Origin of the sequence: Burkholderia sp. BCC1993 (assembly GCF_905339865.1) — a bacterium.
Taxonomy (GTDB): Bacteria; Pseudomonadota; Gammaproteobacteria; order Burkholderiales; family Burkholderiaceae; genus Burkholderia.
This window is the reverse complement of the sequence record NZ_CAJPGZ010000010.1, coordinates 305,577-327,501: the sequence shown is the minus strand read 5'-3', so window position 1 is coordinate 327,501 and position 21,925 is coordinate 305,577. Positions and strand designations below refer to the sequence as shown.

The 21,925-nt window shown below is 69.0% G+C and carries 18 protein-coding genes; 11 read left to right on the top strand and 7 right to left on the bottom strand.

The annotated features are described in order from the left end of the window. Positions 1-188: 188 nt before the first annotated feature. Complete coding sequence (locus U4Y91_RS19185) at positions 189-1,898, bottom strand: dihydroxyacetone kinase family protein (protein WP_321806368.1); 1,710 nt, start codon at positions 1,896-1,898, stop codon at positions 189-191. Between the two features lie 355 nt (positions 1,899-2,253). Between U4Y91_RS19185 and U4Y91_RS19180 the strand changes: the two genes are divergently transcribed. Continuing rightward, positions 2,254-3,462, top strand: coding sequence for a collagen-like triple helix repeat-containing protein (locus U4Y91_RS19180; RefSeq protein ID WP_321806367.1), 1,209 nt, complete (start codon positions 2,254-2,256; stop codon positions 3,460-3,462). A gap of 165 nt (positions 3,463-3,627) precedes the next feature. Here U4Y91_RS19180 and U4Y91_RS19175 read toward each other — a convergent pair whose 3' ends face one another. After that, a complete protein-coding gene (locus tag U4Y91_RS19175) occupies positions 3,628-4,746 on the bottom strand; it encodes a sigma-54 interaction domain-containing protein (RefSeq protein WP_321806366.1) in 1,119 nt (372 codons plus the stop codon). A 514-nt stretch (positions 4,747-5,260) separates the two neighbouring features. Between U4Y91_RS19175 and msuE the strand changes: the two genes are divergently transcribed. The 4 genes from msuE to U4Y91_RS19155 all read left to right on the top strand — a co-directional run bounded on the left by msuE (position 5,261) and on the right by U4Y91_RS19155 (position 9,969). Next, positions 5,261-5,821 carry an FMN reductase gene (msuE, locus tag U4Y91_RS19170; RefSeq protein WP_321806365.1) on the top strand — a complete coding sequence of 187 codons (561 nt, stop codon included), beginning with the start codon at positions 5,261-5,263 and terminating at the stop codon, positions 5,819-5,821. 36 nt (positions 5,822-5,857) lie between these two features. Next, complete coding sequence (sfnG, locus tag U4Y91_RS19165; protein WP_321806364.1) at positions 5,858-6,961, top strand: dimethylsulfone monooxygenase SfnG; 1,104 nt, start codon at positions 5,858-5,860, stop codon at positions 6,959-6,961. Positions 6,962-7,142: 181 nt separating this feature from the next. Next, on the top strand, positions 7,143-8,372 hold the full coding sequence (locus tag U4Y91_RS19160; protein WP_321806363.1) for an SfnB family sulfur acquisition oxidoreductase: 1,230 nt from the start codon (positions 7,143-7,145) through the stop codon (positions 8,370-8,372). Positions 8,373-8,520: 148 nt separating this feature from the next. After that, complete coding sequence (locus U4Y91_RS19155; RefSeq protein ID WP_321806362.1) at positions 8,521-9,969, top strand: APC family permease; 1,449 nt, start codon at positions 8,521-8,523, stop codon at positions 9,967-9,969. Positions 9,970-10,012: 43 nt separating this feature from the next. Here the strand turns inward: U4Y91_RS19155 and U4Y91_RS19150 are convergent, their stop codons facing one another. Further along, positions 10,013-10,660, bottom strand: coding sequence for a LysE family translocator (locus tag U4Y91_RS19150; RefSeq protein WP_321806361.1), 648 nt, complete (start codon positions 10,658-10,660; stop codon positions 10,013-10,015). A 105-nt stretch (positions 10,661-10,765) separates the two neighbouring features. Here U4Y91_RS19150 and U4Y91_RS19145 point away from each other — a divergent pair, with 105 nt between their 5' ends. Then, complete coding sequence (locus tag U4Y91_RS19145; RefSeq protein WP_321806360.1) at positions 10,766-11,614, top strand: LysR substrate-binding domain-containing protein; 849 nt, start codon at positions 10,766-10,768, stop codon at positions 11,612-11,614. Between the two features lie 24 nt (positions 11,615-11,638). Here U4Y91_RS19145 and U4Y91_RS19140 read toward each other — a convergent pair whose 3' ends face one another. Continuing rightward, on the bottom strand, positions 11,639-12,529 hold the full coding sequence (locus U4Y91_RS19140) for a LysR substrate-binding domain-containing protein (RefSeq protein WP_321806359.1): 891 nt from the start codon (positions 12,527-12,529) through the stop codon (positions 11,639-11,641). Between the two features lie 153 nt (positions 12,530-12,682). Here U4Y91_RS19140 and U4Y91_RS19135 point away from each other — a divergent pair, with 153 nt between their 5' ends. Next, on the top strand, positions 12,683-15,736 hold the full coding sequence (locus tag U4Y91_RS19135) for an FAD-binding and (Fe-S)-binding domain-containing protein (protein ID WP_321806358.1): 3,054 nt from the start codon (positions 12,683-12,685) through the stop codon (positions 15,734-15,736). An 81-nt stretch (positions 15,737-15,817) separates the two neighbouring features. Here the strand turns inward: U4Y91_RS19135 and U4Y91_RS19130 are convergent, their stop codons facing one another. The 3 genes from U4Y91_RS19130 to U4Y91_RS19120 form a co-directional block, all read right to left on the bottom strand. Beyond that, complete coding sequence (locus U4Y91_RS19130) at positions 15,818-16,120, bottom strand: XRE family transcriptional regulator (protein ID WP_321806357.1); 303 nt, start codon at positions 16,118-16,120, stop codon at positions 15,818-15,820. A gap of 88 nt (positions 16,121-16,208) precedes the next feature. Beyond that, a complete protein-coding gene (locus tag U4Y91_RS19125) occupies positions 16,209-17,363 on the bottom strand; it encodes a branched-chain amino acid ABC transporter substrate-binding protein (protein WP_321806356.1) in 1,155 nt (384 codons plus the stop codon). A 626-nt stretch (positions 17,364-17,989) separates the two neighbouring features. Then, positions 17,990-18,892 carry a DMT family transporter gene (locus U4Y91_RS19120; protein WP_321806355.1) on the bottom strand — a complete coding sequence of 301 codons (903 nt, stop codon included), beginning with the start codon at positions 18,890-18,892 and terminating at the stop codon, positions 17,990-17,992. Between the two features lie 57 nt (positions 18,893-18,949). On the opposite strand from U4Y91_RS19120, the gene U4Y91_RS19115 reads away from it, so the two are divergent. From U4Y91_RS19115 to U4Y91_RS19100, 4 genes are all read left to right on the top strand, one after another. After that, positions 18,950-19,930, top strand: coding sequence for a LysR substrate-binding domain-containing protein (locus tag U4Y91_RS19115; protein ID WP_321806354.1), 981 nt, complete (start codon positions 18,950-18,952; stop codon positions 19,928-19,930). Between the two features lie 162 nt (positions 19,931-20,092). Continuing rightward, the gene (locus tag U4Y91_RS19110) at positions 20,093-20,752 is read left to right on the top strand and encodes a nitroreductase (protein ID WP_321806353.1); all 660 of its coding nucleotides are present in this window, start codon (positions 20,093-20,095) and stop codon (positions 20,750-20,752) included. A 33-nt stretch (positions 20,753-20,785) separates the two neighbouring features. Then, a complete protein-coding gene (locus tag U4Y91_RS19105; protein WP_321806352.1) occupies positions 20,786-21,253 on the top strand; it encodes a sodium:proline symporter in 468 nt (155 codons plus the stop codon). 153 nt (positions 21,254-21,406) lie between these two features. Further along, positions 21,407-21,880, top strand: a complete 474-nt coding sequence (locus tag U4Y91_RS19100; RefSeq protein WP_321806397.1) for a hypothetical protein — start codon at positions 21,407-21,409, stop codon at positions 21,878-21,880. Positions 21,881-21,925: the final 45 nt, after the last annotated feature.

Genomic DNA, 21,925 nt, shown 5'->3' with positions numbered 1-21,925 from the left:
CGGCCTGCAACGCGCAATTCGGACGTCCGGCCCGGAGCGGGTCAACTTGTAAGGTTGCGAGCGCGCGGTGCGCCGTGATGCCGCGCGGCAACCCGATGGATCGACCGGATCACGCCGTCTGGTCCGACCGGGAGATCGCGCCCGGCGAACGCCGGCTCGCGAGGCCGGCGCGTCGCCCGGATCCCCGCCTACCGCACGTACGGCAGCAACGCGCGCAGCCAGTACGCGACCGCCACCGCGCCGCCGTCCGGCGTGCCGATCGCGCGTTCGCCGAGATAGCTCGCCCGTCCCGCACGCGGTGTCATGCCGGCCGTCTGCTGCGCGCCGTGTTCGGCGGCGTCCACGGCGGCCGCCCATGCGCTCGCGGGGTCGCGGTCATGGTCGAGTGCGTGGTCGAACGCATCGGCGGCGGGCACCAGCGCGTCGAGCATCGTCCGGTCGCCGGCGCGTGCGCCGCCCAGTTCGGCGATCGCATCGGCTGCGCTGCGCAACGCCGCGGCCCAGTCGCGCGCCGACGGCTCGGCGGTATCGGCCGCCGCGGCGAGGCGCCGCGACGCGCGCAGCAGCGCGGTCGCGTAGAACGGTCCCGAACTGCCGGCGATCGCGCGGCGCAATGCGGCGCCGAGCGCCGCGAGCGTGCCGGCCGGCGTGCCGTGCGCGGCGTCCGGCAACGCGAGGATCGCCTGCGCGGCGCGCTGCATGCTCGCGCCGAGATCGCCGTCGCCGGCGGCCGTGTCGAGTTCCGTCAGGGTCGCCTCGTGGTCGATCAACGCCTGCGCGACCGCATGCAGCGCAGGCTGCAGCCGGGCGGCCCACGCGCGACCGGCCGCATCGAGCGGCGCCAGCGGCTCGTCGTGCGCGGCGGCCGCGGCCACGCGAATCTGCGCGTTGACGGCGCCGCCGCCCGGCCATGCGCGCGCCTGCGTCGGCGCGTCGAGCAGGGCGACCCGTTCGTCGTTCAAGCGCAGCAGCGAGATCGAGCAGCCGGGCATGTCCAGCGCGGACAGGAACGTGCCGGCCCATGCGCGCGTGACGGTGATGCCGCGCCGGCTCAGGTTGTCGTACGCGGCGCGCAGCACGATCGCCAGTTCCATGTCCGGCGTCGCGCCGAGACCGTTGACGAACAGTGCGACGCGTTCGCCGCGATCGAGCACGAGGTCGGTGACGATGCTCGACAGCAGCGTCTCGACGAGCGCGTCGGCCGGCATCGGCGCGGTGCGTTCGACGCCTTTCTCGCCATGGATGCCGAGGCCGAGCTCGATCTCGTGATCGGCGAGGCTGAACCCCGACTTGTCGGCGCCGGGGATCGTGCAGCCGTCGAGCGCGACGCCCATCGTGCCGAGGTCGGCGGCCGCGTCGCGTGCGATCGCCGCGACGCGGACAAGCGGCAGCCCGCGCGCGGCGGCCGCGCCGGCCAGCTTGTGGATCAGCACGGTGCCGGCGATCCCGCGCCGCTGGCCGCGCTCGACGCGGCCGCGCAGCGACACGTCGTCGGCGACGATCACCGTCTCCACCGGAATGCCCTCGGCGCGCGCGAGTTCGGCGGCCAGCCCGAAATTGAGGCGGTCGCCGGTGTAGTTCTTCACGACGAGCAGCGCGCCGTTCGGGCCGGCGCTCGCGCGGAGCGCGGCGAGCACGGCGTCGGTCGGAGGCGACGTGAACACTTCGCCGCAAACGGCCGCGCTCAGCATCCCTTCGCCGACGTAGCCGCCGTGCGCGGGCTCGTGACCGCTGCCGCCGCCGGACAGGATCGCGACGGGGCGCCGCGACGGTTCGGGCAGCGGCTGGCGGACGAGCACCTGCTCGTCGCCGAGGATCGCGACATGCGGCGACTGCCGCGCGATGCCTTCGAGCATTTCGCGCACGACATCGGACGGGTGGTTCACGAGCTTTTTCATGGCGACGGTTTCCTGACGATGGGACCGAGCCCGGCGGCACGCGGGTGGTGCCGCCGGGCTGCGTACTGTGGATGGTAGACGGTGGATGGCAGGCGGCGCGCTCCGAAAGCAGTGCGCCGCGCGCTCGGCGTTACGTAACATCGAAGCATTCGTAGCACGAATGTAACGATAACAGTGCCGCTCATGGGCATGAAACGCATCGATCGCGATCGCGGGCAGGCGCTTGTACGGGCGCGCGGGCGCCGGCACGGCGGCGGGAAGGCCCCGTTCGCTCGCGCCAATGGCATGGAAAATGCTGTTTCTTCCTCCGGTCCTCAATCGAACATTCCATCGCCCGGACCGCGAGGAGACCACCATGTATCGCACCCGCATTGTCACGTCCGCGGCGTTGCTCGCCGCCGCCGGCGTGCTGGCCGCCTGCGGCGGCAACGACGTCGCCGCGCCGTCGAGCGCCGCCGCGAGCACCAGTGGGGCAACCATCGCCGGCAACGCGCCCGGCAGCAACACGCCGGACGGAGGCTGGGGCACCAGCGGCGCCCCCGGCACGCGCGGCGTCGTGAGTACCGCCGGCGCGCTCGCGGTCGGCGTCGGCTCGACCGTCAGCGCGGTGTCGTTGCCGGTACTCGGCAACGCCGTGACGCGCAGCGCAGGCGACACGATCTCGAGCGTCAGCACGATTTCGCGCGCCGCGACCGATGCGCTCAGCGACGGGCTCGGCAGGATCGGCTCGACGTCCGATCCGGTCGGCACGACGGTTGCCGGCCTCGGCGACGTCGTCGGCGCAACGGCGAATCCGGTCGCGGGCCTCGCGCAGACCGTCCGCGCGCTCGGCTCGGGGCCGCTGGCGCCCCTCGTGCCGGTGACCACCCCCGTCGGCGCGGCGCTCGACACCGTGGCCGGCGGCCTCGGCACGGCGGGCAATACGGTTGGCGCGACGCTGGCGTCGGGCGCCGTGCAGCAGGTCACGCAGCCGCTCAGCTCGGCCGTCACGCCGCTCGTCATCACGGCCGGCCAGGCAACGCAGCAGATCGGCGCGACCACGGGCCTCGGGCAGCCGGTGGCCGGCTTGCTCGGGCAGGTCGGCGGCGTGCTGGCGACGACCGGCTCGCGGATGGGCGCCGTTTCGTCGCAACCGGCGGTCGGGGCGGTGGGCGCAGTCGTCGGCGCGCTCGGCAATACCGTCACGAACGCAGGTGGACTCGTGAACGCCAGCGGCCCGAACGGCGCCGCGCCGATTCCCGGCCTGATCGTGAGTCTCGCGGGCGCTTCCGTCACCACCGTGCAGAACGGTCCGTCGAACGGCGCGCCGAGCGGTTCGAGCGCGTCCGGCCCGCTCGGCGGCTTGCTGTCGGGGGCCGGCTCGACGCCGCTCGGGTCGCCGACCGGTGCGCTCGGCGGCGCGGCCGGTGCCGGCGCGGCGAGTCCGCTTGCTCCGGTGACCCATCTCGTGTCGACGGTCACCGGTGTGGTCGGCGGTGGCGCGGGCGGCGCCGGTGCCGCAGCGAATCCGCTCGCGCCCGTTACGTCGTTGCTCGGCGGTGTGACGGGCGGCGTCGGGAAATAGTGGCGTACCGCGCGGCGAGCGGCCGGATGACGCGCGGCTCGCCGCTGCGGGAACGCGCGCCGCATCGTCTGCGCCGAGCCACGCCGTCGACGATGCGCGACGCGCCGACGCGGCCGTCACCCGCAGCGCTGACGTGCGGCACCGCGTGCAGCCGCGCGATCGCGCCTACTTGGCTGCCGCGATCGCTTTCGCGCGAATCAAGCGCGCACGCAGCACATTGCGGCTGATGCCGAGCAGGCGCGCGGCCTGAATCTGGTTGCGGTGACTGAAGTCGAACGCGACCCGCATCACGGTGTCCTCGATGTGCTCGAACAGGTTCTCGTGCGCCTCGTCGAACAGCGCGCACAGCGCCAGCTCGAGCGCTTCCTGGGCAGGCACCCGGCTCGCCGCTTCCCGCGCGGCCGTGACCGGCACGCACGACGACGACAGGTTCAGGTCGGTGTCCTGCAGTGCATCGTGGCGGCTCACCAGCAGCGCGTGATGCATCACGTTCTCCAGTTCGCGGATATTGCCGGGCCACGAATGCGCTTCGAGCCGGCGCGCCGCGCGCGGATCGATGCTGCGCGGCCCGTAGCCGAGACGGCCGCGGTATGCGTCGAAGAAGTGGCGCGCGAGCGGCAGGATGTCGCCGGGCCGTTCGCGCAACGTCGGCACGTCGAGCCGCACGACGTTGAGCCGGTAGAACAGGTCGCCGCGAAACCGTCCGTCCGCCACCGCCTGCTGCAGGTCGACGTTGGTCGCGGCCACCACGCGCACGTCGATCGGGATGCCCGTGCGCGAGCCGAGCCGCACGACTTCGCGCTCCTGCAATACACGCAGCAGCTTGACCTGCATCGACAGCGGCAGGTCGCCGATCTCGTCGAGAAACAGCGTGCCGCCGTTCGCGGCCTCGAACCAGCCCGGCTTCGTGCCGGCCGCGCCCGTGAATGCGCCTTTCTCGTGACCGAACAGTTCGCTGTCGACGAGCGTGTCGGAGAGCGCGCCGCAATTCACGGCGACGAACGGCCCGCCGCCGCGATGGCTGACGTCGTGCACGTGGCGCGCGATCAGCTCCTTGCCGGTGCCGGTTTCGCCGACGATCAGCACGTTCGCGTCGCTCGGCGCGACGCGCCGCACGCGCTCGAGCAGCGCGAGCGAACGCGGATCGACGAATACGTGCGCGCGTGGGCGGGCCGGTGCGTGCTGCGCCGGAAGGGCGGGAGCGGGCGCGCTATGCGATTCGTCCGGCTGCGCGGTGACGACACGAAGATTGACGGGACGCGGCGTGGCAAACAGGGAAGTCATGGCGATGAAAGCGTGAGTCGGTCGAACGGGCCGGACCCGCGCCGGCGGGCGCCGCGGTCCGGTTGCTGCCCGGTCAGCAGAGTGTTCAGTGTTTTGCGCCGCACGGGAAACATCGATTTCTGATAACGAAAGCGGGATTGCTGCGCAGGATGCAACGGCGCGGGAACGTGCTGCCGTGACAGCGGATTCGACGGCATCGCGCTCGGCGCGATGCGCGCGGGTCGTTGCAACCGGACGGCTGGAGCGCGCGACACTGCTGATTGAGCAGCAGCGCATCAGCACGGCTGTTTCCGCCGGTTCATCATCGTGCGGAATATCGATGTGACGTGATTTCCGGAACACTTGCCACGGTCGACCATATGGCTGCGGAAGCCATGCCAGGCGGGCGATCGAACAATACTTCGCGATGCAGAGGATCGACGCGATCGCGCCTGCGTCGACAATGGCACGCTCCTTGCGAACCCGACACGGTATCGGCGCGACAACGCGCAGCTCGACAACGGGAACGCATGGCATGAGCAACACCCTCAACGTCGTCGCCATCTCGGGCGGCCTGCAGCGGCCGTCACGCACGCTGGCGCTGACGAACGCGATCGTCAGCGCGCTCGGCGATGCCTTGCCGATCGACACACGGTCGATCGAACTCGGCGAAATCGGCAGCCGGCTGGCCGGCGCGCTGAAGCGCGCGCAGGTACCGCCCGATCTCGACGCGCTGATCCGCGCGATCGAGACGGCCGATGCGCTCGTCGTCGCGAGCCCCGTGTATCGCGCGTCGTACACCGGCCTCTTCAAGCACCTGTTCGACCTCGTGCATCACGAGTCGCTGGTCGATGTGCCGGTGCTGCTCGCGGCCACCGGCGGCAGCGAGCGGCATGCGCTCGTGATCGACCATCAGCTGCGGCCGCTCTTCAGCTTCTTCCAGGCGCGCACGCTGCCGATCGGCGTGTATGCGGCCGAAAGCGATTTCGACCGCTACGAGATCGCGAATCCTGCGCTGCGCGCACGCATCGCGCTCGCGGTCGAGCGTGCGGTGCCGCAGCTGCGTCCTCGCGCGCTTGCCGCCGCGACCGCATAGCCCGTCTCTCGTTTTCCCATTCGATCAGGACTTCTCATGAGCATTCACGAACCTTCGGCCGGCGGCGTCAAATTCGCATACTGGGTGCCGAACGTCAGCGGCGGCCTCGTCGTCAGCACGATCGAGCAGCGTACCGACTGGAGTCTCGAATACAACCAGGCGCTTGCGCGCACGGCCGAGGCGGCCGGCTTCGACTACGCGCTGAGCCAGATCCGCTTCACGGCCGGCTACGGCGCCGAATACCAGCACGAGTCGGTCTCGTTCAGCCAGGCGCTGCTGCACGCGACGACGAAGCTCAAGGTGCTCGCGGCGATCCTGCCGGGGCCCTGGCATCCGGCCGTGGTCGCGAAGCAGCTCGCGACGATCGACCATATTTCGAACGGTCGCATCGCGATCAACGTCGTCAGCGGCTGGTTCAAGGGCGAGTTCACCGCGATCGGCGAGCCGTGGCTCGAGCACGACGAACGCTATCGGCGCTCGAAGGAATTCATCCAGGCACTGAAGGGCATCTGGACGCAGGACAACTTCACGTTCAAGGGCGACTTCTACCGCTTCAACGACTACACGCTGAGCCCGAAGCCCGTGCAGAAACCGCACCCGGAGATCTTCCAGGGCGGCAGTTCGCGCGCGGCGCGCGACAACGCGGCCAGCGTGTCGGACTGGTACTTCACGAACGGCAATACGCCGGAGAACCTGAAGGCGCAGATCGACGATATCCGCGCGAAGGCCGCTGCGAACAACCATCGCGTGCGGATCGGCGTCAACGCGTTCGTGATCGCGCGCGACACCGAGGAAGAGGCGCGGGCCGTGCTCGACGACATCATCCGGCACGCACATGTGGAAGCCGTGCATGCGTTCGGCGATGCGGTGAAGGAGGCCGGAAAGGCGTCGCCGGAAGGCGAGGGCAACTGGGCGAAATCCACGTTCGAGGATCTCGTGCAGTACAACGACGGCTTCCGCACGAACCTGATCGGCACGCCGCAACAGATCGCCGAGCGGATCGTCGCGCTGAAGGCGATCGGCGTCGATCTCGTGCTCGCCGGGTTCCTGCATTTCATCGAGGAAGTCGAGTACTTCGGCAAGCGCGTGCTGCCGCTCGTGCGCGAACTGGAAGCGCAGCGGCAGGCGGTTGCCGCGTGACGCGCGGCGCCTGCGCGCTGAGGCGCTGAAGCGCTGAGGCAGGCCGCGCACCGGGCGGGCGAACGGCCTGCCTGCGATGAGCGTCGCAGGTGAGGCGCCTGACGCTTCGCCCATCGAAACAGGCGGTCGACGGATGCCTGCGCGGCGTCGTCGATCCATGCAGTTTTTTGCCGGAAATTCCATGTCCACGGAAATCATCGAAGAAAATACACGACCGCAAGCAGACGCTGCGCCCGTTCCCGTCATCGGCTCCGATGCCGAAGCGCTCGACGTCGCACATCAGGTCGCGGCGCGACTCGCCGAACATGCGGCGCTGCGCGATCGCGAACGGAAGCTGCCGCTCGACGAAATCGAGCTGTTTTCGTCGAGCGGGCTGTGGGGGATCACCGTGCCGCGCGAATACGGCGGCGCGGAAGTGTCGAACGTCACGCTCGCGGAAGTGATTGCGATCGTCTCGCAGGCGGACCCGTCGATCGGGCAGATTCCGCAGAATCACTACTGCCTGATCGAGGATATTCGTCTCGAAGGCAACGAGGCGCAAAAGCGCTTCTTCTTCGATCTCGTGCTGAAGGGCGCGCGCTACGGCAATGCGTTTTCGGAAGCGGGCGGCAAGAACGTGCTCGACATCCGGACCCGCGTGCGCCGCGACGGTGACGGATTCGTGCTGAACGGCCGCAAGTTCTACTCGACCGGTACGCTGTTCGCGCACTGGATTCCGGTGCTGGCCCTCGACGAGGCGGACCAGGCGGTACTTGCATTCGTGCGGCAGGGCGCGCCGGGGCTTACCGTGGTCGACGACTGGAGCGGCTTCGGCCAGCGCACCACCGCGAGCGGCACGGTGATCGCCGAGAACGTGCGCGTAAGCGCGTTCGAGATTTTCCACACGCAGCGTTCGTACGATCGCCCGACCTTCGCGGGCCCGTTCGCGCAGATCACGACGGCCGCGATCGATCTCGGCATCGCGCGCGCCGCGCTGCAGGACACGATCGCATTCGTGCAGCAGCATGCGCGGCCCTGGATCGACAGCGGCGTCGAGCGCGCGAGCGAGGACCCGCTGACGATCGCGCAGATCGGCGACATCGCGTACCGCGTGCATGCGGCCGAAGCGCTGCTCGCGCGCGCGGGGCGCTTCGTCGACGTCGCGAAGCGCGAGCCGGACGAGGACACGGTCGCGCAGGCCGCGATCGCCGTCGGCGAGGCGAAGATCGCGACGACCGAGGTATCGCTGCTCGCGGCGAGCAAGCTGTTCGAGCTGGGCGGCAGCAAGTCGACGCTCGCGAAATACAACTTCGACCGCCACTGGCGCAACGCGCGCGTGCATACGCTGCACGATCCCGTGCGCTGGAAATACCACGCGATCGGCAACTACTACCTCAACGGCGTGAAGCCCGCGCGCCATTCGTGGAACTGACGAACCCGCGCCGGCGTCGTCGCCGCGACGTCGTTCCGATGCGCGCCGCGGCGCGCATTTTCGTACGGGCGCACGCAGCGGCCCGCGTCGAGGCCATGCCACGGACGCGGCACACGCCGCGCCGCCTCAATCATGACAAGGTGAATCGATGAGTCATCCAGCCACAACCGCGCAGGCGCTACCCGCGCCGGGCACCGCGCCGCAGGCAGGCGGCCTGCGGCGCAATTACCTGAGCCTGCCCGAGCTGATCGCGCAGTCGATCGGCCTCGTCGGCGTGTCGGGCGGGATCGGCGTGCTGATTCCCGCGGTGTTCGCGACGGCCGGCAACGGCACCTGGCTCGCGTACCTGTTCGCGATCGTCGCGCTGCTGTTCTCGTCGTGGAGCATCTCGGTGTTCGCGCGCGATTCGGCGTCGCCGGGCGCGCTGTATGCATACGTGTCGGCCGGCATCGGGCCGACATGGGGCGCCATCTGCGGCTGGTCGCTGCTGATCGCCTATGCGGTGGCCGCGGCGGGCATCCTGCAGGGCACGATCAACACGTTTCTCGTGCTCGGCCGCGAAACGGGGCTGCTCGGCGCCGCCACGCCGCTCGGCACGGTGCTCGGCCTCACGATCGTCACCGCGTTTGCCGCGTGGTACATCGCGTTCCGCGACATCCGGCTGTCCACGCGTTTCACGCTGTTCGTCGAGCTCGCGACGCTGCTGCTGATCGCCGCCGTCGTGATCGGAACGATCGCATTCGGCGGTCATCCCGTCGATCGCGCGCAGCTCACGCTCGAAGGCGTGAAGCCGACGCAGCTGCAGCTCGGGATGGTGCTGGCGTTCTTCAGCTTCACCGGGTTCGAGAGCGCGACCGTGCTCGGCGCCGAGGCGCGCGACCCGTTCCGCGCGATTCCGCGTGCGGTGCTGATCAGCGTGGTCGGGCCGGCGCTGCTGTTTGTGGTCGGCGCGTACGGGATGGTCGGCGCGTTCCACGGGCAGACGCCGCCGCTCGATCGCGTCGACGGGCCGCTCGCGGTGCTCGCGCACCGGCTGGGCGCCGGATGGGTCGGGGTGCTGATCGACGCAGGGGTGGCGCTCAGTTTCTTCGCGGCATTCTTCTCGTCGATCAACGCGGCGGCGCGCATCGTCTATACGTTCGGACGGCAGGGCGTGCTGCATGCGTCGACCGGGCGCGCGCACGAGACGAACGCGACGCCGCACGTCGCGGTCGCGCTGATCGCGGTGCTCGCGCTGGCGACGGCGCTGGTGCTGACCGCACGCGGCACGGCGCTGCTCGATTCGTACGGCTATCTCAGCTCGATCGCCACCTACGGCTGGTTGCTCGCCTACGTGCTGGTCGCGATCGGCGCGCCGCTCTATCTGCGCCGGCAACACAGGCTGCGCGCGCGGCACGTCGCGATCAGCGTCGTCGCGGTCGTGCTGCTCGCGATTCCGCTCGCCGGCAGCGTGTATCCGGTGCCGGACGGCGTCTATGCATGGCTGCCTTACGTGTTCGTCGCGTTGCTGGCGGTCGGGCTCGCCTGGTTCGTGGTGCTGCGCGTGCGGTTTCCGGAGCGGCTGCGCGACCTGGAGGCCGAATTGCTGACGAAGTGAACGCGCGGCGGCGCGATGTACCTCGGTACGTGCATCGCAGCCGTCACGCCACACCCGCCATGCTCGACGCCTCGACGAGCATCTGCACGCCGAGGCCGCCGAGCACCGCGCCCATCGCCCAGCGCTGCGCGAGCAGCAGCGCCGGTCGCCCGTGCAGGAACGTCGCGATGCGGCTCGAGCCGATCGCGACCAGTCCGTTCGCCGACGCGAACACCGCGATCAGCAATGAACCGAGAAAGAGCGACTGGCCGAACACGCTGCCTTGCCGGTAATCGATGAACTGCGGCAGCAGCGACACGAACAGCATCGCGAGCTTCGGATTCAGCACGCTGGTCGTCGCGCCCATTGCGAGCAGCCGCAGCGGCTGCTCGTTCGGCAGCGTCTTCACCTCGAACGGTGAACGGCCGCCGGGCCGGACGGCCTGCCACGCGAGGTAGAGCAGATACGCGGCGCCCACCACGCCGAGCACGGTGCCCGCGTACGGCACGCTCAGGAACAGCGTCGTGATCCCGAACGCGGCGCCGAACATGTAGAACAGATAGCCCACCATCACGCCCGCCAGCGAAATCAGCCCGGCGGTGCGCCCTTGCGCGATCGAGCGCGACATCACGTAGACCATGTTCGGCCCCGGCGTGACTGCGAGCATGCCGCCGATGACCAGGAATCCGTAGAGCGAGCCGGAGGTTTGCATGGTGCTGCTTCCCGCGATGAATGTCGATGACGTCCATTGTCCGGCCATGGAAGAGGACAGTAAAACGGGATAAACTGAATCGATTGATCAGATTTTCTGAATGACATGAAAAAGCTCGATCTCGATGTGCTGGCGATGGTGGTGGCCGTGGCGGAGTCCGGCTCGTTCGCGCAGGGCGCGCAGGCGGTGCACCGGTCGCCGTCGGCGGTGAGCATGCAGATCAAGGCGCTGGAGGATGCACTCGGCAAGCCGCTGTTCATCCGCGACACGCGCAACGTCACGGCCACCGACGACGGCCGCATGCTCGCCGAATACGGCCGCCGGATGCTGGCGCTGCGCGACGAGGCGTGGGCGTCGGTCGTGCGGCCGGAGATCCGCGGGCGCGTGACGATCGGCGTGCCGGACGACTACATCTCGTCGCTGCTGCCGCAGGTGCTCGGCAAGTTCGCCGCGATGCATCCGCGCGTCGAAGTGCGCGTGATCGGCCAGCCGAGCAGCGCGCTGGTGCCGATGCTGAAGGACAACACCATCGATCTTGCCTGCCTCACGCGCATCAAGGGCGTGACCGGCGAGCTGGTGCGGCGCGAGCCGATCGTGTGGACCGGCTCGACGAAACGGAACGTATGGGAAGAGCGGCCGCTGCCGGTCGCGCTCTTCACGCACGGCAGCATGGCGCGCGATCATGCGCTCAAGGCGCTGAACCGGCAGAAGATTCCGTTCCGGATGTCATACGAAAGCCCGAGCTTCCTCGGCTTGCTCAGCATGGTCGAGGCTGGCCTCGCGATCGCGCCGCTCGCGCGTTGCAGCATCCCCGCGCATCTCGTCCAGTTGTCACAGAACGAAGGGCTGCCGCCGCTCGACGCGATCGAGGTCGTGCTGGCGCGCAGCGCGCAATCGGCGCGCCCGCTGTGCGACTACCTCGCCGAACAGATTCTCGATGAATGGCGCGCGTGAGCACACCGCGCGGCTGCCTGCGCGTCAGCACGATTTCAACAGCCATTCCCGAAACGCGACGAGCGACGGCAGCGTGTCGTTTTCCGGCGGATACACGAGGTAGTAGCTGCGCTGGCTGGTGATCGCGTCGCCGACCGACACGAGCTCATTGCGGCTCAGCTCGTCTTCCACCAGCACCTTCGGCACGAGGCCGATCCCCATTCCCGCCCGCACGGCCTGGATCAGGTGCGACGTCAGCTCGAAACTGGGACCGATGCGCATCTCGCGATGATCGAGGCCGAAATGCGAGAACCATTCGGCCCACGCGTGCTGATTGCTCGTCACGCCCAGCAGCGTCTGCCCGACCGCCCATGCCGGCGCGCGCGGGCCGGCCTTGCGGCGCCCGGCTGACTCGGGGCGCGCGATCGCGATCAGGAACTCGTTGTACAGCCGGTGCGCGTGCAGGCCGGGCCAGTCGCCCGCGCCGACGGTGATGGCCGCGTCGAGATCGTCGGTATGGAAGTCGATGCCGCCGATCCGCGAATGCAGGTGCACGGTCACGCCCGGATGCGCGGCATAGAAATCGTGCAGGTGCGGCAGCAGCCATTTCGAGCCGAAGGTCGGCAAGGTCGCGAGCCGCAGCGTGCCGGCGCCGGCCTGGTGCGACATCGCCTGCAGCGTCGCGCCGCGGATGCGCCCGAGCGCGCCGCTCAGCTCGACGAAGTAGCGCCGCCCGACTTCCGTCAGCTTCACGGAGCGGCCTTCACGCCGGAACAGCGGCACGCCGAGCTGATCCTCGAGCGTCTGGACCTGCCGGCTGATCGCGCTCTGGCTCAACGACAGCTCGTCGGCCGCACGCGTGTAGCTTTCGTGGCGCGCGGCGGCCTCGAACACGAGCAGCAGTGACATGGATGGGGTCAGGCGACGGTAATTCATGAGTTTTATGCAAGTTTTGCCGGGGGAGAATTCGTTTGTTTCTCGCGCTGATTCGCACGATACTGGATTTCCGGGTTGCGTGGAATCTTGCTCAAAACTCATGTTTGCGATCGAGGCCGCGCACCGGCTCCATCCACATTGCGCTTTCATCCCATGCCGATCGCTCCGTTGCCCCGTCCCGCCAGCCCGCCCGAGGGTCGTTACCGCGACTTTCTCGCCGCCCTCCAGGCGGCCGGATTCGCCGGCGAAATCCGCGCGGACCATGCGAACCGGACCGTGCAGGCGACCGACAACTCGATCTACCAGCGCCTGCCGCAGGCGGTGATCTGCCCCGCGCATGCGGACGACGTGCGGCTGCTCGCGCGCCTGCTGGCCGAACCCGCGCACCGCGACGTCGCGGTGGCGGCGCGCGGCGGCGGCACGGGCACCAACGGGCAGTCGCTGACCGACGGCGTGGTCGTGGACCTGTCGCGCAACCTGAACCGGATCCTGGAAATCAATGCCGGCGAGCGCTGGGTGCGCGTGCAGGCGGGCGTCGTCAAGGACCAGCTCAACGCCGCGCTGAAGCCGCATGGCCTGTTTTTCGCGCCCGAGCTGTCGACGTCGAACCGCGCGACGGTCGGCGGGATGATCAACACCGACGCGAGCGGGCAGGGCAGCTGCACGTACGGCAAGACACGCGACCACGTGCTCGCGCTCGACTTCGTGCTGATGGGCGGCGAGCAGCTGCACAGCGACGCGCTCGCGGACGACGAACTGGAACGCCGCTGCGCACGGCAGGACCGGGTCGGCAAGGTCTATCGCACCGCGCGCCGCATCAGCGATGAAAAGGCCGCGCTGATCGACGCGAAGTTTCCGAAGCTCAATCGCTGCCTGACCGGCTACGATCTCGCGCACCTGCGCGAACCGGACGGCCGCTTCAACCTGAACAGCGTGCTGTGCGGCGCCGAAGGCTCGCTCGGTTTCGTGGTCGAGGCGAAGCTGAACGTGCTGCCGATCCCGAAGTATTCGGTGCTGGTCAACGTGCGCTACGCCGGCTTCATGGACGCGCTGCGCGATGCGCGCGCGCTGCTCGAACTCGAGCCGCTGTCGATCGAGACGGTCGACTCGAAGGTGCTGATGCTCGCGATGAAGGATTTCGTGTGGAGCAGCGTGGCCGAGTATTTCCCGCAGGACGATGCGCGTCCGACGCTCGGCATCAACCTGATCGAATTCAGCGGCGACGACGCCGGCGACGTCGATGCGCGCGTGCGTGCATTCGTCGAGCATTTGTGCACCGACACGAGCGTCGAGCGGCTGGGCCACACGCTCGCGACCGGCGACGACGCGGTGAAGCGCGTGTACGCGATGCGCAAGCGCGCGGTCGGCCTGCTCGGCAACGTGCAGGGCGAGGCGCGCCCGCAGCCGTTCGTCGAGGACACCGCGGTGCCGCCCGAGAATCTCGCCGCGTACATCGCCGAATTCCGCGCGCTGCTCGACGGCCACGGGCTGCAGTACGGGATGTTCGGCCACGTCGACGCGGGCGTGCTGCACGTGCGTCCGGCGCTCGACATGAAGGACCCGAAGCAGGCCGCGCTGGTGCGGCCGGTGTCGGACGCGGTGGCCGAACTCACGCAGCGGCATGGTGGCCTGTTATGGGGCGAGCACGGCAAGGGCGTGCGCTCCGAATATGCGCCGGCGTTCTTCGGCGAGCTGTATCCGTCGCTGCAGCAGCTGAAGGCCGCGTTCGATCCGCACAACCAGTTCAACCCGGGCAAGATCGCGACGCCGCCGGAGCCCACGCTGCGGCTCTTGAAGATCGACGAGGTGCCCACGCGCGGCGACCACGACCGGCAGATCGACGAGCGCGTGTGGCAGCACTACGGCACGGCGATGCACTGCAACGGCAACGGCGCGTGCTACAACTTCGATCCGGACGACGCGATGTGCCCGTCGTGGAAGGCGACGCGCGAACGCGTGCAGTCGCCGAAGGGGCGCGCGTCGCTGATGCGCGAATGGTTGCGTCTGCAAGGAAAGGCCGGAGTCGACGTCGTCGCGGCGGCGCGTGCACGGCAGCCGCTCCTGCGCGGTTTCGCGCAACGCTGGCGCAACAGCCGTGCGGCGCGCAACGGCGAAGCCGACTTTTCGCACGAGGTGTACGACGCGATGGCCGGCTGCCTCGCGTGCAAGTCGTGCGCGGGGCAGTGCCCGGTCAAGGTCAACGTGCCCGAGTTCCGCTCGCGCTTTCTCGAGCTGTATCACCAGCGCTACCTGCGGCCGCTGCGCGACTACCTGATCGGCTCGCTCGAATTCACGATGCCGTGGATGGCGCGCGTGCCCGCGCTGTACAACGGGCTGATGCGCGCCGGCTGGGTGCGCACGCTGCTCGAGCGGCACGTCGGCATGGTCGATAGTCCGCTCCTGAGCCGCTTCGACCTCGCGGCCGTGATCCGGCAATGGAAGGTGCGGCCGGCCGATCCGCAGGCGCTCGCCGCGTTGAGCGATGTGCAGCGCGCACGCAGCGTCGTCATCGTGCAGGACACGTTCACGCGTTATTTCGACACCGAGCAACTGGCGACGCTGATCGAACTGGCCGCGCGGGTCGGCTTCCAGGTGTGGCTCGCGCCGCTCGCGCCGAACGGCAAGGCGCTGCACGTGCAGGGCTTTCTTCGCGCGTTCGAGCAGGCGGCGATTCGCAACGCGACGCAACTGGCCGCGCTCGCGCGCGCGGGTGTCGCGCTCGTCGGCCTCGATCCGGCGATGACGCTCACGTATCGGCAGGAATACCTGAAGGTGACGGGGCTCGCCGACGTGCCGAAGGTCGCGCTGCCGCAGGAGTGGTTGCTGGATGCGATGCCGGAGGCCGGGGCGGGCGCGCACGACGTATCGGCAGCGTACCGGCTGCTGCCGCATTGCACCGAGAAGACCAACGCGCCCGACAGCGGCAAGCAGTGGGCACAGGTGTTCGCGCGTCGCGGCTTGCGCCTGGCGGTTCAGGCGGCAGGGTGCTGCGGGATGTCGGGGACCTACGGGCACGAGGCGCGCAACCTGCAGACGTCGCGCACGATCTATGCGCAATCGTGGGCCGCGCATGTCGATGCGCCGGAAGAGGAGGGTGAAGCGCTGGCGACCGGGTATTCGTGCCGCAGCCAGGTGAAGCGCATGTCCGCGCGGCAGGTGCGTCATCCGCTGCAGGCGCTGCTCGAGCATGTGCGTGCGGCGGCGTGACGGGCAGGCCGCGAGCGCGGCGCGGCAGCGCGCGTGACGGTGTCGAGCGGCACCGGCGATGCCGCTACCGACCGTTGCGGCTCAGGAGCCGGCTTTCGCGGTCTTTCGCGTGCGCGGCTTGTCCGCCGCCGGAAACGCGCCGACGCCGCGCGGCCGTTTCGGCTCGATGTCCGTCTTGCCGATCACGTGCCGGAAATCGATCTCGTGTGCGGCGAGCGCGCCGATGAGTGTCGCGATGACCGCGAGGTGGGAAGGGACGGTGCCCTTGCTCGAATAGTTCGTGATGGAACTTTCGTTCATCCGGATCAGCCGGGCGAACTCGCGCGCCGTCAACTGCGCTTTCTTCAACTCCTGTTGAAATTCCGCATACGCCATTGCACACATGTCGCCTCATCTCCGCAAAACTTGAACCGGCCCCGCGCGACGCCGGCGCAAACGGGTGGCGTTCCCGTCGTGCCGGCGTCGCGAGGCGTTACATCTTCACCTGGTCGAGGAAGGTCTTCTTGCCGCTCTTGTAGCCGTAGATCGAGATGATCCCGTGCGTCAGGTCGCCCTTCGCGTCGAACGTCGTCGTGCCGATCACGCCTTCATACTTCGTCGACGGCATCGCGGCGAGGATCTTCGCCGGGTCCGTCGAGTTCGCGCGCTTCATCGCGTCGACCGCGATGTAGACCGCGTCGTACGCGAACGGCGCATCGAACTTGATGCCCTGGTTGAAGCGCTTCTGGTACTTGGCGAGGAACGCCGCGCCGCCCGGCATCTTCTCGAGCGCCGCGCCCGCCTGCGAGCACAGCACGTTGTCGGCGGCCGGGCCGGCCAGCTCGGCGAGCGAGTCGGTGCACACGCCGTCGCCGGACAGGATCTTCGCGCGCAGGCCGAGCTGCTTCGCCTGCTTCGCGAGCGGGCCGCCGGTGGCGTCCATGCCGCCGTACATGATCGCGTCCGGGTTCTCGCCCTTGACCTTGGTGAGAATCGCGCGGAAGTCGACGGCCTTGTCGTTGGTCGCGTCGTGCGACAGCACCTTCAGGCCGAGCGCCTTCGCCTTCTTCTCGAATTCGTTCGCGAGGCCCTGGCCGTACGCGGTCGAATCGTCGATCACCGCCACGCTCTTCACGCCCTTCGACTGCGCGTAGCTCGCGAGTGCCGGACCTTGCTGCGCGTCGGTCGCGACCACGCGGTAGGTCGTCTTGAAGCCCTGCAGCGTGTAGGTCGGGTTCGTGGCCGACGGCGAGATCTGCACGATGCCCGCGTCGCTGTAGATCTTCGAGGCCGGGATCGACGTGCCCGAGTTCAGGTGGCCGATGACGGCGACGACCTTGTCGTCGACGAGCTTCTGCGCGACCTGCGTGGCCTGGCGCGGGTCGGCCGCGTCATCCTGCGCGTCGAGCTGCAGCGTGATCTTCTTGCCACCGATCGTCAGGCCCTTCGCATTGATTTCTTCCACCGCGAGGCGCGCACCGTTCTCGTTGTCCTTGCCGAGGTGCGAAATGCCGCCCGTCGTCGGTTCGACGCTGCCGATCTTCACGACCTGGTCGGCCATCGCGCCCGACGCGGCCGCAAATGCGGCGGCCGCCAGTGCGACGGTGATCAGGGGTTTGCAGCGCATGCCGACAGTGCTTCGTTCCATCTGCCATCTCCGTTGATTGATATTTCTGGTGCCGTCCGGTTTGCCGCGCGCCCTTGTGAGGCGCTCGGTGTGCCGGACGAATCTCCGTGACCCGTGACGGGTCCGGCTTGCATGTCGCCCGGGCCGTGCCCGAGCGAGCGGGTGATTTCGTCCGGCGACACGCAATTCGTATGAATATATCCGAACGCGTTTGCGCCCGCTTCCGCGAATTGCCCAGCCTTGCGCAAATGTGATGCGATTGCGCGGCCGTTTCGCGATGCGTCGCGGCGCCCGGCGGCCCCGTGCCCGTGGAACCGGGCCGGCCAGCCGGCGACGGAGCTTCAGCTGTCCGTCTTGCGCCGTCGATTGCTTCGATTATTCGACCGGGCCGCTCCCGATGACCATGGACAGCGCGATGCAATCAATCCGGAACTGTTCGGTCGATTTGTCTGCACAGTTTCATCGCCGTGGCGCGGCGAAGCCGCCATCGGCTTGTTGCAACTAACGGTCAAGCCCGGCCGCGTCGGCGAATGGCGGCGAGCCGTTCGGCGCAGCTGTGCGTCCGGCTTTGCAGATGACGAGGCCGGTTCGGCCGGCTCGCTGCCGGATCGTCCGGACCGGCGTTGCCGCCCGGCGCGGCCGCATGCCTACGTCCGTCCGCGCAAGGCCACGAATATCACGCCGGCAATCGCCAGCAGGCCGCCGCACACCGTCTCGATGCCGGGCCGCTCGCCTGTCAGCGCCATCGACAACACCGTCGCGACGGCCGGTGTCAGGTAGAGGAAATTGGCGGCGCGCGCCGCGCCGAAGTAGCCGAGTGCGAAGGTCCAGGTCGCGTAACCCAGCGCGGCGGGAAAGATGCCGAGCACCAGGACGGCGAGCGCCGTGTCGCGTGACGCGCCGCCGCCGAGCGACGCGAGCGCGCCGGGCAACCATGGCGTGAGCAGCAGCGCACCGGCCAGCAGCGTATATGCTGCGCAGGGCAGCGCGCCGTACACGGGAATCAGTCGCCGCTGCAGCACGAAATAGCTGGCCGAACACAATGCCGCGCCGAGGATCAGCGTGCTGCCGGAGCCGAGGACGAGGCCGCCCGGCTGGCCGTGCGCGATCACGGCGATGCCGGCCAGGCTGACCAGCGAACCGAGCCATCCGCGGCGATTGAAGCGTTCGCGCAGAAACACCGCGGCCAGCAGCGCCGTGAAGATCGGCAGCGTGTTCACGATGAAGCTCGCCGCGCCGGCCGACACGGTCTGCTCGCCGGTATTGAGCAGCGCGTTGTAGAGTGCGATGCCGAGCAGGCCGCAGACGAGAAAGCGCAACGCGTCGCCTTTGGCCGGCATGCGAGGCCGCCGCCACGCGAGCCATGCGGTTACGAGCACGGCCGCGGTCGCGAAGCGCGCGGCCGCGAGTTGCAGCGGGGCCAGCCCGTGCAGGCCGATCCGGATGAACGGGAAGGCGGAGGCCCACGAGACGATCGTGAACGCCACCGCGCCGGCCGCGACGAGCGGCAGTCGCGCGCTGCGCGACGAGGGGGAGGAAAGCGTGTTCATGCGGCAATGGTGCGGCGACGCGAGATGTTAAGCTAGCGCACAGATCAACCAGCGGGTATGAATATGGCTCACAGCTCGGTGCGACGCCGGGCCGATGGCCCGGCGCGAATGCAGCAGCAAGTGGCGGACGCGCTGCCGTCGGTCACGTCGTCACCCGGCCCGCGGCCGCCGCTGGCCAGCCTGGAGACCGTCTGTGCGGTGGCGCGCCTGGGTTCGTTCCTGGCGGCCGCCGACGCGTCCGGCGTCACGCACGGCGCGATCAGCCGGCGCGTGGCGTCCGTCGAGAACTGGCTGGGCATGGCGTTGTTCGAACGTCATGCGCGTGGCGTGCGGCTGACGCCGGACGGCCAGCGCTTCGTCGGCCGGATCGAACAGGCGTTCGCGATCATCGACGGCGCGGCCGACCAGTGGCGCTCGCCGCGTACGCCGCGACTGGTCAGGATGAGCGTGGTGCCGGCATTCGCGCAGCTCTGGCTGCTCGAGCGCCAGCACGCGCTCGAGAGCGAGGCGCCCGCGTTGCGCATCGAGCTCGGCATCGAGCTTCGCAATGTGGACATCGCCGCTGGCGAAGCGGATCTGTCGATCCGGTACGGGCGCGGCAACTGGCGTCAGCTCGAGACCCGCGCGTTCATGCCGGAGACGCTCCATCCGGTCGCGCATCCGCGGCTCGCCGCGCAGCTGGCCGCGCGGCGCCGTCGCAACGACGCCGCCGCGCTGCTCGAGATGCCGCTGCTGCACGACTCCGACGTGACCGGCTGGCGCACCTGGTTCGACGCGCTCGGCATACCGTTCAAGCCGCGCGCGCAGGATCGCCGTTTCGAGGACTACAACCTGGTGCTCGCGGCGGCCGAGGCGGGGCTCGGCGTGGCGCTGGCGCGGATGCCGCTCGCGGATGCGTATCTCAAGCGCAGCGCGCTCGTCCGTGTGAGCCGGCATGAGGTCGAGTCGCCGCTCAGGTATCACTTCGTGCATGCGAAGGGCGAGAATCGTCCGGAGGTGCTCGCGCTGATGGAGCGGATGCGGGCCGCGCTGGGATAGGCGGCAGGGGCGTCGAGGTGTGCGACGCAGGCGGCGCGGATGGCGCCGCCGCTCGACCCGGGATACCGGATCGTCGACAATGCGACCGCGGAAAACCGCGGGACCCGACAGATTAACGAGAATCGAGCGTGTTGAACCGTTCGAATGCAGAGGGAATGAGGAATGAATAGACCAGACAAGTCGTCGAAAGCGCGTGCGGCGCTCGACCAGCTGTTTTCGGGCATGGCGCCCGCGGACGCGCAGCAGCGCGCGTCGCGCCCGGGCAACCCGTTCGAAGCGGCAGGCGACCCCGCCGGCGCCGACGGCCGCGTCGAAGTCACGCTGTCGACGAGAATCCAGTTGCGCGGCTATCCGGGCGCGGATGCGTTCATGAAGCGCATGGCCGAAGCCTGGGGCCTCGCGTGGGGCCCGTACGACGCCGTGCGGGCGACGGCGACGCTGCCGGCCGGCTGGCGCTCGCGCCGGCTGCCGGAAGTCACGCAGATCGTCGACGAACGCGATGTGCTGCGCGCGGAAAGCAGCCTGCAGGGCGGCGAGCTGTCGTATCTGAAAGTGCATCCGCGCTATTACATCGATGCGCGCAAGGGGTTCGGCTGGCGCAAGTCGTCGAAGGCGTCCGATGATCCGGATCTCGACGGCCCCGACTGGAACTGCTACGTGATGGACCGGGAAAAGTCCGCCGAGGTGCACGAACTGACGACGTCGTCGTCGAAGGCCGATCTGGACAACGCGCGTGCGACGTTGCTGAAATGGCTCGACGAGCACTACCCGAAGCATCGTGATCCGTTCGCATACTGGACGGATTGCGAACGTCCGCTGTAAGTCCGCACGGCGCGCGGCCATCGCGGAGCACCATTGAAACGGAACGGTCCGGTCCCGATTCTCTGGGCAGCGTTCGGCGCGGCGGTCGGCTCGACCGTCATCGAGCTGCTGCTCTGGCCGATCGCCGGAGAAGACCCCTTTCACAACCTGCTTCGCGACGCGCGCCTGACGGCCGCCCTCGTGATGGGGCGAGCCGTGCTCGGCGCCTCCGCGGGCTTCGATCCGACGATCATGGGCGTGGCGACGCTGGTGCATGCCGCGCTGTCGCTTGCCTATACGGCCGTGCTGGCGAGGATGGTGCGCAACCTGTCGCCCGGCGCCGCGCTGGTGGCGGGCGGCGCGTTCGGACTGGTGCTCTACGGCATCAACCTGCACGCGTTCACCGCGATCTTCCCGTGGTTCGTTCCGGTGCGCGGCGCGATCACGCTGGTCGCCCATGTGGTCTTCGGCGTGATGGCGGCGGGCGTCTACTGCATCGTCCGGCGTTCGCCGCGCGCATGATCGTCGGCGGTTCGTGCATCACGCATGCGTATCCCGACCCCAGGAATAATCGGGCATGCCACATCGTCTAATGGTCGGGTGACCCATACGAAGCCGCGCGTCGTCCGTGACGCCAAGGCTCGGGTGGTCGGGGCAACAATGCAGGAGCCGATCATGTGCAACTTGTTTCGGGTCGGGATGGGCGTCGTCTGTCTCGGCTGCTCCATGTGCGTGCTTGCGCAAACCTATGACGACTCGCCGGACGAAGGCGCCCGCTGCCGTGCGGTCGTCATGCAAGCGGAAATCGACGGCACCGAACAGCAGATCGTCGGGCGCGCGTGCCGGCAAGGCGACGGCACCTGGCAGATGATGCAGAGCACGGACGGCAGCATCGTGTGGTATCCGGATACCGCCTATCCGTACGCCGACCCTTGGTACTGGGGGCCGGCGGTGTTCGTCGGCACGGGCGTCAGCTTCGTCTTCATCGACCGTTTTCATCATCGCCATCACTTCGACCACTTCGGTCACTTCGGTCACTTCGACGGGGGTATGCGTGGCCGCGTCGGTGCTCCGATGGGCACCGGCTTTTATCGTGGCCCGGCCTTCGTCGGCGGCGAGCACGGCTTTGGTGGAATGCGCCGGCATTGAGCCGGCGCACACGGCGCGGCGGACGCCCCCCGCAGTGTGCGTGTG

Bases quoted from the DNA above. Each gene is read 5' to 3' on its own strand.
- U4Y91_RS19180 (WP_321806367.1), top strand. From the start codon at position 2,254: ATGTATCGCACCCGCATTGTCACGTCCGCGGCGTTGCTCGCCGCCGCC.
- U4Y91_RS19145 (WP_321806360.1), top strand. From the start codon at position 10,766: ATGAAAAAGCTCGATCTCGATGTGCTGGCGATGGTGGTGGCCGTGGCG.
- U4Y91_RS19185 (WP_321806368.1), bottom strand. From the start codon at position 1,898: ATGAAAAAGCTCGTGAACCACCCGTCCGATGTCGTGCGCGAAATGCTC.
- U4Y91_RS19100 (WP_321806397.1), top strand. From the start codon at position 21,407: ATGTGCAACTTGTTTCGGGTCGGGATGGGCGTCGTCTGTCTCGGCTGC.
- U4Y91_RS19125 (WP_321806356.1), bottom strand. From the start codon at position 17,363: ATGGAACGAAGCACTGTCGGCATGCGCTGCAAACCCCTGATCACCGTC.
- U4Y91_RS19110 (WP_321806353.1), top strand. From the start codon at position 20,093: ATGAATAGACCAGACAAGTCGTCGAAAGCGCGTGCGGCGCTCGACCAG.
- U4Y91_RS19140 (WP_321806359.1), bottom strand. From the start codon at position 12,529: ATGAATTACCGTCGCCTGACCCCATCCATGTCACTGCTGCTCGTGTTC.
- U4Y91_RS19160 (WP_321806363.1), top strand. From the start codon at position 7,143: ATGTCCACGGAAATCATCGAAGAAAATACACGACCGCAAGCAGACGCT.
- msuE (WP_321806365.1), top strand. From the start codon at position 5,261: ATGAGCAACACCCTCAACGTCGTCGCCATCTCGGGCGGCCTGCAGCGG.
- U4Y91_RS19150 (WP_321806361.1), bottom strand. From the start codon at position 10,660: ATGCAAACCTCCGGCTCGCTCTACGGATTCCTGGTCATCGGCGGCATG.
- U4Y91_RS19135 (WP_321806358.1), top strand. From the start codon at position 12,683: ATGCCGATCGCTCCGTTGCCCCGTCCCGCCAGCCCGCCCGAGGGTCGT.
- U4Y91_RS19155 (WP_321806362.1), top strand. From the start codon at position 8,521: ATGAGTCATCCAGCCACAACCGCGCAGGCGCTACCCGCGCCGGGCACC.
- U4Y91_RS19120 (WP_321806355.1), bottom strand. From the start codon at position 18,892: ATGAACACGCTTTCCTCCCCCTCGTCGCGCAGCGCGCGACTGCCGCTC.
- U4Y91_RS19115 (WP_321806354.1), top strand. From the start codon at position 18,950: ATGAATATGGCTCACAGCTCGGTGCGACGCCGGGCCGATGGCCCGGCG.
- U4Y91_RS19175 (WP_321806366.1), bottom strand. From the start codon at position 4,746: ATGACTTCCCTGTTTGCCACGCCGCGTCCCGTCAATCTTCGTGTCGTC.
- sfnG (WP_321806364.1), top strand. From the start codon at position 5,858: ATGAGCATTCACGAACCTTCGGCCGGCGGCGTCAAATTCGCATACTGG.
- U4Y91_RS19130 (WP_321806357.1), bottom strand. From the start codon at position 16,120: ATGTGTGCAATGGCGTATGCGGAATTTCAACAGGAGTTGAAGAAAGCG.